Here is a 17,348-nt window from a genome sequence, read left to right as displayed (position 1 = left end):
ATCACCAAATCTCTGAAATTTACTGCTTGGTTTCGTAATCTGCATATCTGCGGTGCGAAACTTGCTATTGTATTTCATTTGACTCTTGATATGTTTTCATTATTTCTTCATTTTGTTTCGTTATTGGTCAAACGCAAGAAAAACGAACATTAGGCGGCTGGGTACATGTCAACGGATTACGATCTCTTCATCATCGGCGGTGGTATCAACGGGTGCGGCATAGCCCGTGATGCAGTGGGGCGCGGATTTTCCGTTGGGCTGTGTGAAATGCGAGATTTCGCAAGCGGGACTTCGTCAGGATCCACAAAATTGGTGCATGGCGGTCTTCGATATCTTGAGCATTATGAATTTCGATTGGTAAGAGAAGCTCTCAGTGAACGTGAAATATTGTGGGAAATGGCCCCGCACATTATTTGGCCGCTGAGATTTGTCCTGCCACACCACAAAAAACTACGTCCCAGCTGGTTACTTCGTTTGGGTTTGTTTTTATACGACCACATTGGTGGCCGTAAAAAATTACCTGGCACAAAGACGCTGAACCTTCGCGAAAACAAAGTGGGGGAGCCAATTCGCGATGAGTTCGTTAAAGGGTTCGAGTATTCTGATTGTTGGGTGGATGATGCGAGGCTCGTGATCCTCAATGCCAAGGATGCACAAGATAAAGGGGCGGATATTTTCCCCCGTACAGAGTGCACAAAAGCCGTCCGCGAAAATGGAATCTGGAACATTGAAACCAAAAACGCAGCTACAGGTGAAGTTAGGAGTTTTACAGCGAAATTGCTGGTGAATGCGGGCGGGCCTTGGGTCGACAAAGTGATCAATGGCGCACTTACCTCAGACCAGAGCTTAAGCAAACAAAATGTTCGCTTGGTACAGGGAAGCCATATCGTCGTCCCTAAGATGTTTGAGCATGATAGATGTTACATTTTCCAAAACGAAGATGATCGCATCATTTTCGCGATCCCTTACGAGAGTGATTTCACGCTCATCGGGACAACCGATCAGGACTTTAAGGGTGACTTGGAAGATTTTGGTATTTCCGAAGAGGAAACCCGTTATCTTTGTGAATGTGCAAGCGAATATTTTCTGAAACCTATTAAAGAGTCTGACGTTGTTTGGAGTTATTCTGGCGTTCGGCCCCTTTACGATGATGGCGCCAGTAAAGCGCAGGAAGCCACGCGGGATTATGTCCTGAAAGACGAAGGTGGCGACGGTGAAGCGCCGCTTATCAATATTTTTGGGGGCAAAATAACAACATACCGCCGTCTTGCTGAAAGCGTGATGGAAAAAGTAGAAAAGCATTTGGGTAAGAAAAAAGCGGCGTGGACAGCGGGATCACATCTACCCGGCGGTGATTTCGACACTGATGGGGTTCATCGGTTGGCGCTTCAGATACTTGAGAAATACCCGTTTCTGTCCCATGAAAGTGTCGCACGTTACGTACGGATGTATGGAAAGCTAACCTTCCAGATGCTCGGTAATGCAAAAGAGCCTTCAGATCTTGGGCGTGTTTTCGGTGCAGACCTCACCGAACGTGAAGTGCGTTATTTGATCGAGCATGAATGGGCATTTGAAGCGGCTGATATAGTATGGCGCAGAAGTAAACTTGGCCTTGTGATGAGCACTGACGAAATAGCAGAGCTGGATAACTGGATGAAAACAGGTGCTGTCGTGGCCTAAAGCCAATTGCCCATTGAAGTTGCGGTGAAAGATTGTTAATTCAGCTGCACCGTAATTATTCAGCAGGTACCACGTATGTCTGACATGACTGCAGCAGAAACAATCGAAGAGCTAAAAGACGCCTTTCTCTTTCTGGAAGAGTGGACGGATCGCTATGGGTATCTGATTGACCTTGGAAAGAAACTCCCAGAATTTCCACCGGAGTTGCAGGTGGACGAAAATCTGATGCAGGGGTGTCAGTCCCAGGTGTGGCTGGTTTCACACATGGAAGGCGACAAGTTGCGTTTTAAAGCCGCAAGCGATGCTATGATCGTTAGTGGCTTGATCGCCTTGATACTGAAAGTCTATGACAACAGAACGCCTGAAGAGATTCTGGCAACGGATCCAGCGTTTCTGGATGAGCTTGGGTTACAAAAGCATTTGTCTCCATCGCGGAGCAATGGGTTGCATTCGATGGTGAAGCATGTGATGGCTGCGGCGACACGAAACAAATCCTAATCTGATGATCTGGCCTTGATTTTGATCAGGGCCGGTGTAGCATGATCCGAAACAAAGAAAATAAGCGGTAAAGCCGCCCGGAGGATCATGTCAAAACCTACCCTTCTTATCGCCAATCGCGGCGAGATTGCCATTCGCATTGCTCAAACAGCACGGAGTATGGGATGGCAAACTGTTGCCATCTCCCCTGAGGATGACGCAAACAGTTTACATGTAAGGCGCTTGGATAATCACATCCTCCTCCCCGGCGCTGGTCCAAAGGCATATCTAAATATCAGCGAAGTCATCAAAGCGGCAAAAGAGGCGGGGGCTTCTGCGATCCATCCCGGATACGGATTTTTGAGTGAAAACCCGGTTTTTGCAAAAGCGTGTGTAGAGCAGGATATTACCTTTATTGGCCCGTCTTCTGAGGTGCTTGCCACTATGGCAGATAAAAGTCAGGCGCGGGCATTGGCAATTCAGTGCGGGGTGCCGGTTCTGGCCGGCCGCAATGAGGAAACATCCCTTGAAGAGGCAACCCATTTCTTTCAGGAACTGGAAGAGGGGAGCCGAATGTTCATCAAGGCGGTTGCCGGCGGCGGCGGTAGAGGGATGCGTCTTGTCTCAAGCGTTGGGGAGATAGAAGAGGCCTATAGTTCTGCAGGCCGTGAAGCTGACGCCTCGTTCGGTGATGGCCGGGTATATGTAGAGCGTTTTATGCCAAATGCACGGCATATCGAAGTTCAAGTGCTGGGTGATGGGAAGAAATCTGTTCACTTATTTGACCGGGATTGCTCCTTGCAGCGGCGGAACCAGAAAATCATCGAAATTGCCCCCGCATCAGGTCTTTCTCCTGAGTTGCGGGAAAACCTGTTCAAAGCGTCGATCAAGATGGCCGAAGCCGTTGGGTATCGTGGGCTTGGTACGTTTGAGTTTCTGGTGGAAGCCGGGCAGGATAATTTTGCGTTCCTGGAGGCCAATCCCCGCATTCAGGTAGAGCATACGGTAACAGAAGAAATTCTGGGTCTGGATTTGGTGGAGATGCAGATCCGAGTGTGTGGGGGTGAAAGCCTAAATGACTTGGGCGTGGAATTTGAGGAGCTTTCTCCGCAAGGGGCTGCCATGCAGTTGCGCATCAACGCGGAAGAGTTTGCAGACGATGGCAGTCTGAAAATACCTGCAGGACAGATCACCAGTTTTGAGACACCTGGCGGGCGCGGTATGCGGATCGATGGAAGTGCCTATATCGGATGGAAGGCCAATCCGCGCTACGACACACTTCTGGCGAAGTTAATCGTTCATGTGGGAAATAATAATACTGCACGTCTAGCAGATCAAGCCATCCGCGCATTGGCCGATTGCCGGGTGGGTGGCATAGGCACCAATATACCGTTTTTGCAGGCAGTGCTGGAAAGTGAAGGCGCTAGAACCGGTCAAACTCACACGCGTTATGTGGACGACAACATGGCCGAGCTGTTGAAGGCAATGCCAGTTCTTGAGCAAGTGGAAAGTGTTATGGCCGCTGAAGAGGCAACTGTCGCCGCGGAACATGTGCCGGAAGGACATGTAACAATTCCAACCAGTTTAACAGGTACTGTTGTGGAGATGCTCGTACAGGAAGGGGAGAAAATCCACAAAGGTCAGATCGTTGCGATTTTGGAAGCCATGAAAATGGAGCATCAGATCGAAGCCGCCGTTAGTGGTGAGGTAACCGCTCTTGTTGCGGCGCCGGGTGACACGATCAATGAAGGTCAGAGTTTGTTGCATCTACTCCCTCAAGATGTTGCCAAAAGGGACGGGGCCGAAGAGACCGACATTGATCCTGATTATATTCGCCCAGATTTGGCGGAGTTGCTGGCAAAGCGGGATGCCATTCTGGATGAGGCGCGCGGAGAGGCTGTTGCCAAACGTCATGCAAAAGGCAAGAACACCGTTCGGGAAAATCTGGCGCTTCTGGTCGATGAAGGCAGCCTGTCAGAGTATGGCGGGCTTAATCTGGCGGCGCAAAGGTCCCGGTTTGATGTGGAGACGTTGGAGAAAATCAGTCCGGCAGACGGTATGGTCGCCGGAACAGCCAGCGTAAATGGTGATCTGTTTGCAGAGGATCGCGCAGCATGCGTGGTTCTAGGCTATGACTACACGGTCTTTGCAGGGACGCAAGGCATGATGAACCATAAAAAGACGGATCGCATGTTGCATCTTGCTGAAGCCAGACAATTGCCGATTATTTTTTATGGTGAGGGCGGCGGTGGTCGCCCCGGTGATGTGGATGTGAGTGCAGCCTCAACGTTGGATGTTCCAACATTCCAGACATATGCCCGACTTTCAGGGCTTGTTCCGCGCATTGGTGTGGCGTCTGGACGCTGTTTTGCGGGGAACGCGGCCTTGATGGGGGTGAGCGATCTGTTGATCGCGACAAAAGACACATCCCTTGGGATGGGCGGCCCTGCAATGATTGAGGGAGGCGGACTTGGTGTTTTCACACCAGAGGAAGTGGGACCCGTTTCTGATCAAGGCCCAAATGGTGTTATCGACGTCATTACCGAAGATGAAACTGAAGCAACTGAGGTTGCGCGAAAGCTGTTGTCATATTTCCAAGGGGCGGTGAGCGATTTTGATTGTGCGGATCAGAGGCTGCTCAAGTCCGTCATCCCTGAAAACAGGCTTCGGGTTTATGATATTCGGCAAGTTATTGAGTTACTCGCCGATACAGGATCTGTTCAGGAAATCCGGCCTGATTATGCAAAGGGGATGATTACCGCATTTGTGCGTATTGGTGGTCGCCCAATGGGATTGATTGCCAATAACCCAAAACATCTGGGCGGCGCCATTGACGCGGATGGATCCGAAAAAGCAGCGCGTCATCTGCAGCTTTGTGATGCTTTTGATATTCCGGTGCTCACCCTTTGCGATACCCCCGGTTTTATGGTGGGCCCAGACGCCGAGAAAACAGCATTGGTTCGCAAAACAGCCCGTTTGTTTGCCGCCGCAGGTAGCCTGACAGTTCCAATATTCACTGTGATCCTGCGTAAAGGGTATGGTCTTGGCGCACAGGCCATGGGCGGGGGCAGTATGCACGCCCCTTTCCTTACCCTGTCGTGGCCCACTGGCGAAATGGGGCCAATGGGATTGGAAGGGGCTGTACGGCTTGGGTTTAAGAAAGAACTTGCCGCGATTGAAGATCTTCAGGAACGCGAAAAAGCCTTCCAGAAGATGGTGGATGCAGCCTATGTCCGTGGCAAGGCCGTGAATGCTGCCGCTTTTATGGAAATTGACGATGTGATTGATCCGGCGACAACCCGTGACCGGATTATCCAAGGGCTCAAGGCGGTCGCGCTTCCTGCCCCACGGCGAGGCAGGAAGCGGACATTTGTCGATACCTGGTAAAGGATTGGGGCGACAATCACCAGGACCGACATAGTCGCCTGTTCCAACAGGAGAGGTACTCGGTACTGATTATGAAATTAGAGTGTGATCCATCGGATTTAAATGCACGACGGATCACGATTGTTTCACGAGGCGGTGAGGCTTACATGATGAACGGGGAGAGCCGTTCTTTGAAGTGGGATATGAAGTCCTGCAGAAGCAATGATCTGGGGTGATATTTTGGGTAAAGGAGATCCAGAGTGAAAGGAAGCTCAGGCTTGAACTGTCTGACGATGAGGCCGCGCCCTGCATATTCAGCCGCATCAATTGAGCTGACCACCGCCGCGCCCACATCATTCATGGCTAGAAGACAGGCTGTTGCAAATTGCCGGACCTCGACCCGGGCATTGAGCTCGGCACCTGCTGCTTCGAATGTTCTTTTCAGGCGATGATGAAACCGATTTTCCTGATCCTGAATGATCATGGGCATGTTGTGCAGATCTTCTGGTCGGATCACTTTCTGGGCAGCTAAAGGGTGCAGGGGCGATAGAACGCATTCTGTTCGGATGTTAACCGTTTCATGTTGAATGGCGGTATGACCTTCAAATTCATCTGCTACCCCGATGTCATATTGCTGGGCTGCGATCCATTCGCGAACCCGCACAGATGAGCGGGTTTGTATGGAAATCGTGACGTCTTCACGTTCTTTCAAAAACTCCGCAATAACCTTTGGCATGAGGGAAGTGGCAAATCCTGGAAGGCAGGCAATGCGCAGATGTCCTGCTTTTTGGTTTCGAATATCTTCGGAAAGGCGGGAAATATGTTCGAGATTCGAAATTGCCCTTTCAACCTCTTCCGATAGGAATTTTGCTTCATGGGTGGGATGCAGGCGGCCTCTGTGACGTTCAAACAATGGCATAGCCATGGATTTCTCAAGGCTTGCAATTAAGCGGCTTACAGCCGGTTGAGAGATGCCAAGAACATCAGCAGCTGCTGTTACGCTGCCGGTGGACATAACGGCGCGCAAAGCTTCCAATTGGCGGAGACGAATCATTTAAAATGAAACCTGTTTTATACCCGATCTATAACACCATGTTATGACATCATTCATCAGGGTTATCAATAACGAAAAAAAATGAAGGTGAAACCGCAACTTATCGCAATTGTCATTAAACGGTCATTGATGCCGGAATAATTCCTACTAATGTAGCGGAGGGAGGAATGATGCCTCCGTTCACAGATTGATTATACACGCGCTGGATTAACCGGCAAACAAGTGGCATCAACCGATAGGGAAGAGCAATGTCAATTATGAAAAAACTTGTTGCACCTGCAACACTGGCAGCACTGGTAGGAAGCACATCTATGGCTTCTGCCGTAACTGAAATCAACTGGTGGCACGCCATGGGTGGTGCAAACGGTGAGCGAGTGAACAAAATCGCTGACGATTTCAATAAATCACAGTCCGAATACAAAGTTGTCCCAACATTTAAAGGCAACTACACAGAAACAATGACTGCTGCCATTGCAGCATTCCGCGCGAAAAAACAGCCTCACATCGTTCAGGTGTTTGAAGTTGGTACCGCAACAATGATGGCTGCCAAAGGCGCCGTATACCCTGTTGAGCAAGTAATGGCTGACGCAGGTGAGAAATTCAATCGTGATGACTATTTGCCAGCGGTTATTTCTTACTACCAGACACCAAAAGGTGAACTGCTATCCATGCCATTTAACAGCTCTACACCTGTTCTGTGGTACAACAAAGACGCGTTCAAAAAAGCTGGCATCGACAAAGTTCCTGCGACTTGGGCTGAAATGAAAGAAGCTTCTGACAAACTGCGTGCTTCCGGCATGAAATGTGGCTTCTCTTTCGGTTGGCAGTCCTGGGTCATGGTTGAAAACTTCGGCGCATGGCACAACGTTCCAATGGGAACAAAAGAAAACGGCTTTGCTGGCATCGACACAAAGTTCACATTTAACAACGACGCTGTTAAGAAACACTTCAATAACCTGTCTGCATGGACAAAAGACGGCACATTCGCATACGGTGGACGTCGCGGCGACAGCTTGCCAATGTTCATCAACCAGGAATGTGGTATGTGGATGAACTCTTCCGCTTACTACGGTTCCATTAAAGCTCAGGCTAAATTTGAGTTCGGTCAGTCCATGCTGCCTTACTATGAAGATGTAACAGCCAAGCCACAAAACTCCATCATCGGCGGTGCAACTCTTTGGGTTCTGCGTGGTCAGGACAAAGGTGACTATAAAGGTGTTGCGAAGTTCATGAACTACATGTCTTCACCAGAAGTACAGGCATGGTGGCACCAGGGTACAGGTTATGTGCCGATCACAACAGCTGCATACGAACTGTCCAAGAAACAAGGTTTCTATGACAGCAACCCAGGTACAGACACAGCGATTAAACAGCTGAGCCTGAACACACCTACACCAGCATCTCGCGGTATCCGCTTTGGTAACTTCGTTCAGATCCGTGACGTGATCAATGAAGAAATGGAAGCTATCTGGGCCGGCGAAAAATCTGCTGATGAAGGTCTGGACACTGCGGTTGAACGCGGCAATGCGCTTCTTCGTAAGTTTGAAAAAGCCAACAAGTAATCTCTGATCCGAGAGTGCCCGCTACGGAGCTTCGGCTTCGTGGCGGGCTATTATCTATTACAGGTATTCCCCAAAAATGCTGAAACGTGTGCATTTTGAGCCGTCCATATTGCCGTATCTGCTGGTTGCACCGCAGATCCTTGTGACGATCATCTTTTTTATCTGGCCCGCCAGTCAGGCACTTTACCAATCCTTATTGGTTGAAGATGCGTTCGGACTTTCTACACAATTTGTGTGGTTCCAAAATTTCGAAGAACTGTTTGCCGACCCGCATTACTGGGGCTCCTTTAAAAGAACATTTATTTTCTCGTTCCTGGTTGCAGGTCTTTCCATGTCAATCGCCCTTCTGTTGGCGATTATGGCAGATCGGGTCATTAAGGGTTCAGGACTATATCGAACACTTTTGATTTGGCCTTATGCGGTGGCTCCTGCAGCAGCTGGCGCCCTGTTTTTCTTCCTCTTTAATCCATCACTTGGCTTTATCCCTTATGCCTTGCAGTTCTTTGGATATGAGTGGAACCACAAACTCAATGGCAATGAAGCCATGGCGCTGATTATCTTTGCGGCTGCCTGGAAGCAGATTGCCTATAACTTCTTATTCTTCCTTGCGGGGCTTCAATCCATTCCAAAATCCTTGATTGAAGCTGCGGCAATTGATGGGGCAGGCCCGGGACGTCGTTTCTGGACGATCGTGTTCCCGCTTCTCTCTCCAACAACGTTTTTCCTGTTGGTTGTGAACGTGGTGTACGCGTTCTTCGAAACCTTCGGTATCGTTGATGCGATGACATCTGGTGGACCTGCCAACTCCACGCAAATTCTTGTGTATAAAGTATACAGCGACGGTTTTGTCGGGTTGGACCTTGGTGGGTCAGCTGCACAGTCGGCGGTGCTGATGTTGATCGTGGTCGCCCTTACCGTGTTCCAATTCCGCTTTGTTGAGAAGAAGGTCGAGTACTAATGATTGAAAATAGACCCCTTCTGAAAATCTTCTCCCATGTTGTCCTGATCTTGGGTGTCATTCTTGTTGCCTTTCCGATTTGGGTAACCTTTGTGGCCTCCACCCATGATGCGACACGGATGACAGAACTTCCTTTACCGTTGTTGCCGGGTTCTCATTTTTTTGAAAATCTGGAGACGGTTCTGTTTGTCGGTCTTTATGGCGGTGATGCCTCTGGCATGGGATACATGTTGCTCAACAGCACCGTGATGGCGCTGATGATTGCGATCGGTAAGATCGTAATCTCGCTATTGTCCGCCTTTGCGATTGTTTACTTCCGCTTCCGTTTCCGCATGTTCTTCTTCTGGATGATTTTTATCACCCTGATGTTGCCGGTTGAGGTACGTATCCTGCCAACCTTTGAAGTGATCGCGAACCTTGGAATGCTGGATACATATTGGGGACTGACGGTTCCGCTGATTGCTTCTGCAACGGCAACCTTCATGTTCCGTCAGGTCTTCCTGACCATTCCAGATGAACTGCTTGAAGCCGCCCGAATTGATGGCGCGGGTCCGTTGCGTTTCTTTAAAGATATTCTGATCCCAATGTCTCGCACAAATATCGCGGCATTGTTTGTGATCCTGTTTATCTTCGGTTGGAACCAGTATCTGTGGCCGCTTTTGGTGACAACAGATCAGAGCATGTACACCATCGTGATGCAGATCGGTAATATGTTGGAAGCCGGTGAAGAAGTGCCGCAATGGCATTTGATTATGTTGATTACTCTGCTTGCCATTATCCCGCCGGTGCTGGTCGTGGTTGGAATGCAGAAACTGTTTGTTCAAGGTCTGACAGAGACTGAGAAGTAAGGATTGAAGGTATTAAAATGGCAAGCGTAACACTTGAAAATATCCAGAAAACCTATCCAAACGGGTTTAAGGCAATCCACGGTGTGGATGTGGATATCAAAGACGGTGAGTTTCTGGTTCTTGTTGGTCCTTCAGGCTGTGGTAAATCCACATTGCTTCGAATGATCGCTGGTCTTGAAACCATCACCGAAGGCTCCTTGAAAATTGGTGGCAACGAAGTCAACAATCTGGAACCATCAAAGCGTGATATCGCCATGGTTTTCCAAAATTATGCGCTGTATCCGCATATGACGGTCTATAACAACATGGCATATGGCCTGAAAATTATGGGCCTCAGCAAGGAAGAGATTGATCAGCGTGTGAAAAACGCGGCGTCTATCCTTGAACTAACTGAAGAACAGCTGACACGTAAACCGCGTCAGCTTTCAGGTGGTCAGCGTCAGCGCGTGGCTATGGGCCGTGCGATTGTTCGCAAACCAAGCGTCTTTTTGTTTGATGAACCGCTCTCCAATCTTGATGCGAAGCTGCGCGTGCAGATGCGCGTTGAGATCAAACAGCTTCAGGAAAGCCTGGGCATCACCAGCGTATATGTGACGCACGATCAGGTGGAAGCGATGACGCTTGGTCACCGTTTGATGGTTCTAAATGCGGGTAATGTCGAACAGCTTGGCACACCGCTTGAGCTCTATGATAAGCCTGCGTCCTTGTTTGTTGCCGGATTTATCGGATCACCTGCCATGAATATTCTGGATGCCAATATTTCGGCTGACGGTGGTCAGGTAACCTTGGCAGATGGCACCGCAATTCCTGTCGGAAATGGTGGCGTTAAAGGATATGAAAACAAAGCAGTGAAACTGGGTATCCGCCCTGAGCATCTTGAAATGTCAGGCGACAATGACAAATCTGTCCCGCTCACTGTGACCCTTGTTGAGCATCTGGGTGCAGACACGCTTCTTCATGGTCATTTTGGAAATGATAAAACAGATCTGACATTGCGTCAGTCAGGCACGCATTTGGTGAAAGCAGGAGATGTTCTGCCAATTACCATTACCCGCGATCATATCCACCTGTTCGATCCGGAAACTGAACGCCGGATCGAGTTTTAATCTGATTTGAGTGTGGCTGGCCTTATAAAGGCCAGCTACCTTTAAACGGTTTCAGCAGGGCACGTTCGACCAGTTCCAAATGGTCCTGTCCATAGAACATATCGCCGCCTACGAAATAGGTTGGGGATCCAAAAACATCTCTGTCGATGGCTTCTTGAGTGTTCGCGTCATACTGACCAACAACCGCATCGGTTTCTGCGGCTGCAAACAGATCATCTGCTTTCATTCCGACAGCTTCGCACATTTTCTGAAGATCTGATCTGTTATCCAGATCCGCGTCATCCACCCAATGAGCCCGCATCATTTCTTCGGCAAGTGCCGCAACATCCAGCCCAGCATTGTCAGCTGCAATGAGCATGCAGTTAGACAATTTGATGCTGTTGTTATGATGGGTTGGGATCTTTTCCATTATCGTAATGCCGCGGTATTCCGCCCAGCGGATAATCTCCCGGTTAAAGAAGTATTTTTTGTGGGCGTCACTGCGTTCGGCAAAAGATTGAGAGCCGGATGCCGGCATAACCTGTCTCAGATCCATTGGTTTATGGATGATTTTGGCACCATGTTTCTTGGCAATGCGATATAACTCAGCCGCGCCGATATAGGCATAGGCTGAGTAGGAAGCGTAAAAATACTCAATTTCCATCAGGTTTCCTTATAATTTGAAAGGGTGCGCCCAATTGCATCTTTCCAATTAGCATATTTGCTATTGCGTGTGTCTTCCGCCATTTTTGGCGCGAACCTGGTTTCGCATTTCCAGCTTTTGGCAAATTCACCTGGTTCAGGATAAAAACCAACCTTTAGGCCCGCCAGATAAGCCGCACCAATGGCTGTTGTTTCCAGAATTTCAGGGCGATCAACGGGGGCGTTCAAGAAATCTGACAGGCATTGCATGGTCCAGTCCGATGCGACCATCCCCCCATCAACCCGAAGGACAGTATCCCCTGTGCCGCCCATGTCCGCTTGCATAGCCTCCAATAGGTCCCGGGTTTGATAACACACACTTTCGAGGGCGGCCTTGCAGATCTCAGCGGCACCGGTTCCGCGTGTGAGGCCATACATGGCACCGCGACATTCCGCATCCCAATAGGGGGCGCCAAGCCCAACAAAAGCAGGCACCATAATAACTTCCTGTTCTGGATCAGCTTTTTCAGCATGTTCGCCTGATTGTGCAGCCTCATCAATGATTTGTAACCCATCACGGAGCCATTGAACGGCTGAACCTGCCACAAAAATGGAGCCTTCCAAGGCGTATGTTGTTTTGCCATCAAGTTGGTAAGCGATCGTTGTCAGGAGCCGATTTTCTGACATGACAGGCGTGTCACCTGTGTTGAGGATTGCAAAGCAGCCTGTGCCGTAGGTGGATTTCATCATACCAGGTTTGAAGCACGCCTGCCCAACAGTTGCAGCCTGCTGATCCCCGGCTATGCCCGTAATGGGAATAGGCGCGCCAAACAGGTCAGTTGTGCCAAAGTCGGCGGCACTGTCTTTTACCTCAGGCAGGATCGCTTCCGGTATTTCCAAGATATCTGTGAGCTCAGACGACCATTTTCCTTTGATGATATCATACATCAGGGTGCGGCTTGCGTTGGTGGCATCGGTCGCGTGAGCCTTGCCATCTGTCAGTTTCCACAGCAGGTAAGTGTCGATGGTGCCAAAGGCGAGTTCGCCATTCTCTGCCCTTGCACGCGCGCCTTCCACATTTTCAAGGAGCCAGCGAACCTTTGTTCCTGAAAAATATGGGTCGAGTAACAGGCCGGTTTTGGCTGTAAAATTGCCCTCCAGCCCTTTGTCTTTTAAGGATTGGCAATAGTCCGCAGTGCGGCGATCCTGCCAGACGATGGCATTGTGGATCGGCGCGCCTGTTTTCCTGTCCCAGATTACAGTTGTTTCTCGCTGATTGGTGATCCCTATCGCCTTGATATCGGAGGCCGAAGCGCTCACTTTATCCATGGCCTCATTAATGGTGTTCAGGGTGGACTGCCAGATTTCTTCCGCATCGTGCTCCACCCACCCGGAGGCAGGGAAATGTTGGGTAAACTCCTGCTGCCCCACAGCCGCAGCTTTCATATCTTTATCAAAAAGTATGGCCCGTGTGGATGTAGTTCCTTGGTCAATGGCCAGAATGAATTTGTCCATTGCGGCGTCCTCCCCGTTAATTTTCTTGTTCTTCATTTTTTAAAAGAAAAAGACGCGAAATGAAAGTAAATGAAACCGGAGCGTGATCAACTCTCTGGCAATGAAATACTCTCATTGGCGGTTATCTTGATCGTCACATCATTCTCTGCACAAACTTCCTTCAGCTTTTTAGGCAATGGTTTGTCGGTGACGATAAAATCCATTTGGCTCAGATGTCCGATGCGCACAGGTGCAGAACGTTCCAATTTCATACTGTCGACAACGAGAATGGTTTTTCTGGCGTTTTCGATAATGGCTTGGGCGACCTTCACTTCACGATAATCATAATCCAGTAGTGATCCGTCTTCATCCAAAGCGGACGCGCCGATCACCGCGTAATCCACCTTGAATTGCTTGATGAAATCAACCGTGGCTTCACCGATGACACCGCCATCAGTTGGCCGGACGACACCCCCTGCAACAATCACCTCAAATCCGGGTGTGCCGGATAAAATGTTGACGACATTGATGTTGTTAGTGATTGCCATCATTCCTTCTTTGCCGCGAAGGGCCATGGCAACCTGTTCAGTTGTGGTGCCGATGTTAATCAGAAGTGTGCAGTTGTCAGGGATAAGAGATGCGGCAAGAACACCGATATGTCGTTTTTCTTCAACGGCGAGGAGACGCCTTGCCTCATATTCGAAGTTTTTAACACCTGAGGATAGAACGGCACCACCGTGAACGCGCTGCAATAGGTCCTGTTCCCCAAGCTCATTCAAATCCTTTCGAATGGTTTGCGGGGAGACATCAAATTTTGCAGCCAATTCTTCGACACCAACGCGGCCATCCTGGCGCAGCATATTCATAATGTCTGTTTGGCGCGGGCTAATGACTTCCATGAAGTGAGGCTCCCTGCTTATCCCGATTGTTCTCTGGCGCTCTAACCGTTATCTTTCAATTATCTATATAGACAGATGAAATGCAAGCAAAGCGCAACAAATAAGAAAATAATCTGGTTGCGAATTCTGGGGCGCAGCAGTCTAATAAAAGAAAAGACAGGAGTGGTGAAAATGCGGACAAGACAAATAGCAAATAATGAGGTGTCTCAAATCGGTTTGGGCTGCATGAATTTGTCATCCGGTTATGGGCCAGGGCCAGATGAAGCCTACAGCATCCGGCTATTGAACGAAGCACTGGACGAAGGCTACACGTTTATGGATACCGCCGCTGTTTACGGCTTTGGTGAAAATGAAAAACTTGTGGGCAAAGCCATCGGCCACCGCCGGGATGAATATTTCTTAGCAAGTAAATGTGGTATGCGCCGCAATAACGAAGGTGTTCGTGAAATTAACGGTCGTCCCGAAGTGATCAAAGAAACCTGCGAACAGGCATTGTCTCGTTTGGGTATGGAGGTGATCGACCTCTATTACCTGCACCGCATGGACCCAAATGTTCCCATTGAGGAAAGCGTTGGGGCGCTCGCTGATCTGAAGGCAGAGGGCAAAATTCGTAACATTGGATTGTCTGAGATTTCGGGTGAGATCATTCGCAGGGCGCATGCTGTGCATCCAATAGCCGCCGTTCAAAACGAATATTCCCTGTGGACAAGAAACTGCGAGATTGCAGTTGCGGACACATGTGAAGAACTTGGCATTGCTTTGGTGGCGTTTAGTCCTGTTGGCCGTAAATTCCTGACAGGGACACTTCAGGATGTGGACCATTTTCATCCAGACGATCTTCGGGTGACCATGCCGCGCTTTTCGAAAGAAAACTACGAGAAGAATCTGGAGCTGTTGGAAGAATATGCAAATCTAGCGGCGGAAACGGGATGCAGCATGGCGCAACTTGCCCTCGCCTGGTTGCTGCATAAAGGTGATCATATCCTGCCGATTCCCGGGACCACATCCATAGAACATATGAAAGAAAATGCCGCTGCACATGATGTGGTGATTTCTGATGATGTCATGCTGTGTTTGGATAAGCTGATTAATCAGAACACTGTTGTGGGTGGCCGCTATAACGACGTTGCACAGAGCACAGTGTTTACGGAAGATTTTTAAGCCATGAAAAACGGCGCCCCGAAAGAGGCGCCGTTCGTCCAAGGTTTAGCTTTAAAGATTTAGAAACCTACTACTCCGCCGCCTTTTTTGCTGATCACCACAACAGATGGGCGTGGTGGGATGCCCGGTTTGAAGTCTGGCCAACGGGTTGCCGGATCTTCAAATGTTGAATTCCGTTCAAATCCAGGGAAGGCTTTCGCGCCGTCTGATGCCGGATGCTGAACCGCAACGAAAAAAGCTGTGTCGTCTGGGTTAAAGCAAGGGCCGCACATTTCTGCGCCCACAGGAACACGGAAGAACATTTTGCCGGTTCCACGAAGTTCCCCTTCGGTTTCCATGGCCCAAACACCATCAGCCGTTCCCGTCTTCGGCCAGGCGCTGCCTTGGTCTGTTGTGATCCAAAGACGACCCTGCCCGTCAACAGCCGCATTGTCCGGGGATCCGAACCAGCCATTTTCACTTGTGGCTTTGTTAAATACAGCACCTTGTTCTGGTTTCGCCGGGTTGCCACCCTGAACCAGAATATCCCACGTTGATTTCATGGCGCCGTGGTCATCACCTGCTGGCGTAATCTCTACGATATGACCAAATGGGTTCTTTGCGCGGGGGTTGGCTGCATCCAGTGGATGACGTTCACCGCGGTATTTGTTGTTTGTCAGGCAAACATAGACTTTGTTGGTTTTTGGATTTGGCTGAACATCTTCAGGACGGTCCATTTTCGTAGCACCGAGAACATCGGATGCTTTACGGGCGAAAACCAGAACAGCCGCTTGATCCGCAAAACCATTTGCCGTCGTCAGGCCATTTTCACCGTGTGTAAGTGGCAACCAGTCAAGGGAGCCATCTGCATTGAAGCGCGCTACGTAAAGTGTACCTTCATCCAGAAGGTCCATATTGGCGGCACGGTTATTTGGATCATATTTGCCTTTGGAGACAAACTTGTACAGATAGTCACCGCGCTCATCATCGCCAGTGTAGACAACGATGCGACCATCTTTGTTGATAATGGTTTCCGCGCCCTCATGTTTGAAGCGACCAAGGGCTGTGCGTTTCTTAGGTGTCGATGTCGGATCCATTGGGTCCACTTCAACGATCCAACCGAAGCGATGCACTTCATTTGGCTCTTTCGCCACATCGAAACGATCATAATATGCGCCCCAGTTGTACCACTGACCCGGTGCGCCGTAACGCTTCAACATATCCGCATTTGGGTGCGACATTGCGGCTTCCTTGTTCCAGAAATAACCGTTGAAGTTTTCTTCTGCCATCAGGTACGTGCCCCATGGTGTGATACCACCGGCACAGTTGTTGATGGTGCCAAGGACTTTTGTGCCAGATGCATCTGCATTTGTTTTCACCAATGCATTGCCTGCAACCGGGCCGCTTATTGCCATTTCAGTTGTCGCTGTGATACGGCGGTTATATTTGGAGGAAAGAACCGGAGCCCATTTGCCGCCGGATCTTTTGATTTCTACAACCGTACCGCCATGTGCCGCCATTTCAACATCAACGATGTCTTTGGTCATGTTGGCGAATTTCTTGTCGCGATCCTGACGCCCAAGACCCGGGAACATCAGTTCTTCATTTGTATATTCGTGGTTCACGCACAGGAGGCCGTGATCCGCAGCTTCATTTAATGGGATAAAACCAACGAAGTCATTGTTATAGCCAAACTGCTTTTCCTGAGATGTTTTGCTCTGGTTTGCAGGATCAAAGGCTGGGCTATCTTCAAAAAGGGCATCGCCCCAACGTAGAAGAATATCCGCGTCATGACCCGGAGCCACATGATGTTTTTCATCAACGCCATGGGAGATTTCTGTAAATTTGAAGGTTGCTTTAGCATGGTGCGCCGCTTCTGCATCAATTGCAGTCAGCACAGATCCGGCGATACCGGAGACGCTGCCAAGCGCTGTTACAGCCAGCATGCCTTTCAAGGCGTCGCGACGACCCATGCGGGCATTGATAACGTCACCCATGGTTGGATTTGCAGAAGAATTGCTGGCCTGATCTTCGGAGGCTTCCATCAGATAGGCACGAGTTTGAATAAAATTATTATGCTCAGACATTGGTAATTTCCCCATTGCTCTCTACAACCTAGCAGGTTGTCTAACGGGCAAAGTAG

At 49.4% G+C, this 17,348-nt stretch carries 13 protein-coding genes; 8 read left to right on the top strand and 5 right to left on the bottom strand.

Translation table 11 applies throughout. From position 1 onward, the window contains the following. The first annotated feature begins 165 nt into the window (after window positions 1-165). From glpD to GUA87_RS15170, 3 genes are all read left to right on the top strand, one after another. Complete coding sequence (gene glpD, locus GUA87_RS15180) at window positions 166-1,680, top strand: glycerol-3-phosphate dehydrogenase (RefSeq protein ID WP_193717441.1); 1,515 nt, start codon at window positions 166-168, stop codon at window positions 1,678-1,680. A 75-nt stretch (window positions 1,681-1,755) separates the two neighbouring features. Continuing rightward, window positions 1,756-2,178, top strand: coding sequence for a SufE family protein (locus tag GUA87_RS15175; RefSeq protein WP_193717440.1), 423 nt, complete (start codon window positions 1,756-1,758; stop codon window positions 2,176-2,178). 87 nt (window positions 2,179-2,265) lie between these two features. Further along, a complete protein-coding gene (locus tag GUA87_RS15170; protein WP_193717439.1) occupies window positions 2,266-5,544 on the top strand; it encodes a carboxyl transferase domain-containing protein in 3,279 nt (1,092 codons plus the stop codon). A 142-nt stretch (window positions 5,545-5,686) separates the two neighbouring features. Here the strand turns inward: GUA87_RS15170 and GUA87_RS15165 are convergent, their stop codons facing one another. Beyond that, window positions 5,687-6,577, bottom strand: coding sequence for a LysR substrate-binding domain-containing protein (locus GUA87_RS15165; RefSeq protein ID WP_193717438.1), 891 nt, complete (start codon window positions 6,575-6,577; stop codon window positions 5,687-5,689). Between the two features lie 248 nt (window positions 6,578-6,825). On the opposite strand from GUA87_RS15165, the gene ugpB reads away from it, so the two are divergent. The 4 genes from ugpB to GUA87_RS15145 all read left to right on the top strand — a co-directional run bounded on the left by ugpB (window position 6,826) and on the right by GUA87_RS15145 (window position 11,051). After that, window positions 6,826-8,139 (top strand): sn-glycerol-3-phosphate ABC transporter substrate-binding protein UgpB, encoded by a 1,314-nt coding sequence (gene ugpB / locus GUA87_RS15160; RefSeq protein ID WP_193717437.1) that lies wholly within the window; start codon window positions 6,826-6,828, stop codon window positions 8,137-8,139. 76 nt (window positions 8,140-8,215) lie between these two features. Further along, window positions 8,216-9,097 carry a sn-glycerol-3-phosphate ABC transporter permease UgpA gene (gene ugpA, locus GUA87_RS15155; protein ID WP_193717436.1) on the top strand — a complete coding sequence of 294 codons (882 nt, stop codon included), beginning with the start codon at window positions 8,216-8,218 and terminating at the stop codon, window positions 9,095-9,097. Then, the gene (ugpE, locus tag GUA87_RS15150) at window positions 9,097-9,945 is read left to right on the top strand and encodes a sn-glycerol-3-phosphate ABC transporter permease UgpE (RefSeq protein WP_193717435.1); all 849 of its coding nucleotides are present in this window, start codon (window positions 9,097-9,099) and stop codon (window positions 9,943-9,945) included. The genes ugpA and ugpE overlap by 1 nt, the downstream gene beginning before the upstream one ends. A gap of 17 nt (window positions 9,946-9,962) precedes the next feature. Then, window positions 9,963-11,051, top strand: a complete 1,089-nt coding sequence (locus tag GUA87_RS15145; protein WP_193717434.1) for a sn-glycerol-3-phosphate import ATP-binding protein UgpC — start codon at window positions 9,963-9,965, stop codon at window positions 11,049-11,051. Window positions 11,052-11,073: 22 nt separating this feature from the next. Here the strand turns inward: GUA87_RS15145 and GUA87_RS15140 are convergent, their stop codons facing one another. The 3 genes from GUA87_RS15140 to GUA87_RS15130 form a co-directional block, all read right to left on the bottom strand. Continuing rightward, on the bottom strand, window positions 11,074-11,694 hold the full coding sequence (locus GUA87_RS15140; protein ID WP_193717433.1) for a 2-hydroxychromene-2-carboxylate isomerase: 621 nt from the start codon (window positions 11,692-11,694) through the stop codon (window positions 11,074-11,076). Next, a complete protein-coding gene (glpK, locus tag GUA87_RS15135) occupies window positions 11,694-13,187 on the bottom strand; it encodes a glycerol kinase GlpK (protein WP_193717432.1) in 1,494 nt (497 codons plus the stop codon). Before glpK ends, GUA87_RS15140 begins: the two co-directional genes overlap by 1 nt. Before the next feature lie 86 nt (window positions 13,188-13,273). After that, window positions 13,274-14,065, bottom strand: coding sequence for a DeoR/GlpR family DNA-binding transcription regulator (locus GUA87_RS15130; RefSeq protein WP_193717431.1), 792 nt, complete (start codon window positions 14,063-14,065; stop codon window positions 13,274-13,276). A 171-nt stretch (window positions 14,066-14,236) separates the two neighbouring features. Here GUA87_RS15130 and GUA87_RS15125 point away from each other — a divergent pair, with 171 nt between their 5' ends. Next, a complete protein-coding gene (locus tag GUA87_RS15125; protein ID WP_193717430.1) occupies window positions 14,237-15,226 on the top strand; it encodes an aldo/keto reductase in 990 nt (329 codons plus the stop codon). 59 nt (window positions 15,227-15,285) lie between these two features. On the opposite strand, the gene GUA87_RS15120 is transcribed toward GUA87_RS15125, so the two are convergent. After that, window positions 15,286-17,292, bottom strand: a complete 2,007-nt coding sequence (locus tag GUA87_RS15120; protein ID WP_193717429.1) for a PhoX family protein — start codon at window positions 17,290-17,292, stop codon at window positions 15,286-15,288. Window positions 17,293-17,348 lie beyond the last annotated feature (56 nt).

It is taken from the genome of Sneathiella sp. P13V-1, from assembly GCF_015143595.1.
In the GTDB taxonomy this organism is placed as follows: domain Bacteria; phylum Pseudomonadota; class Alphaproteobacteria; order Sneathiellales; family Sneathiellaceae; genus Sneathiella.
Note: the sequence above shows the minus strand (reverse complement) of the source record. Positions and strands in the feature narration are given on the sequence as shown.

Bases quoted from the DNA above. Each gene is read 5' to 3' on its own strand.
- ugpE (WP_193717435.1), top strand. From the start codon at position 9,097: ATGATTGAAAATAGACCCCTTCTGAAAATCTTCTCCCATGTTGTCCTG.
- ugpB (WP_193717437.1), top strand. From the start codon at position 6,826: ATGTCAATTATGAAAAAACTTGTTGCACCTGCAACACTGGCAGCACTG.
- glpK (WP_193717432.1), bottom strand. From the start codon at position 13,187: ATGGACAAATTCATTCTGGCCATTGACCAAGGAACTACATCCACACGG.
- glpD (WP_193717441.1), top strand. From the start codon at position 166: ATGTCAACGGATTACGATCTCTTCATCATCGGCGGTGGTATCAACGGG.
- ugpA (WP_193717436.1), top strand. From the start codon at position 8,216: ATGCTGAAACGTGTGCATTTTGAGCCGTCCATATTGCCGTATCTGCTG.
- GUA87_RS15175 (WP_193717440.1), top strand. From the start codon at position 1,756: ATGTCTGACATGACTGCAGCAGAAACAATCGAAGAGCTAAAAGACGCC.
- GUA87_RS15165 (WP_193717438.1), bottom strand. From the start codon at position 6,577: ATGATTCGTCTCCGCCAATTGGAAGCTTTGCGCGCCGTTATGTCCACC.
- GUA87_RS15170 (WP_193717439.1), top strand. From the start codon at position 2,266: ATGTCAAAACCTACCCTTCTTATCGCCAATCGCGGCGAGATTGCCATT.
- GUA87_RS15140 (WP_193717433.1), bottom strand. From the start codon at position 11,694: ATGGAAATTGAGTATTTTTACGCTTCCTACTCAGCCTATGCCTATATC.
- GUA87_RS15130 (WP_193717431.1), bottom strand. From the start codon at position 14,065: ATGGAAGTCATTAGCCCGCGCCAAACAGACATTATGAATATGCTGCGC.
- GUA87_RS15120 (WP_193717429.1), bottom strand. From the start codon at position 17,292: ATGTCTGAGCATAATAATTTTATTCAAACTCGTGCCTATCTGATGGAA.
- GUA87_RS15145 (WP_193717434.1), top strand. From the start codon at position 9,963: ATGGCAAGCGTAACACTTGAAAATATCCAGAAAACCTATCCAAACGGG.
- GUA87_RS15125 (WP_193717430.1), top strand. From the start codon at position 14,237: ATGCGGACAAGACAAATAGCAAATAATGAGGTGTCTCAAATCGGTTTG.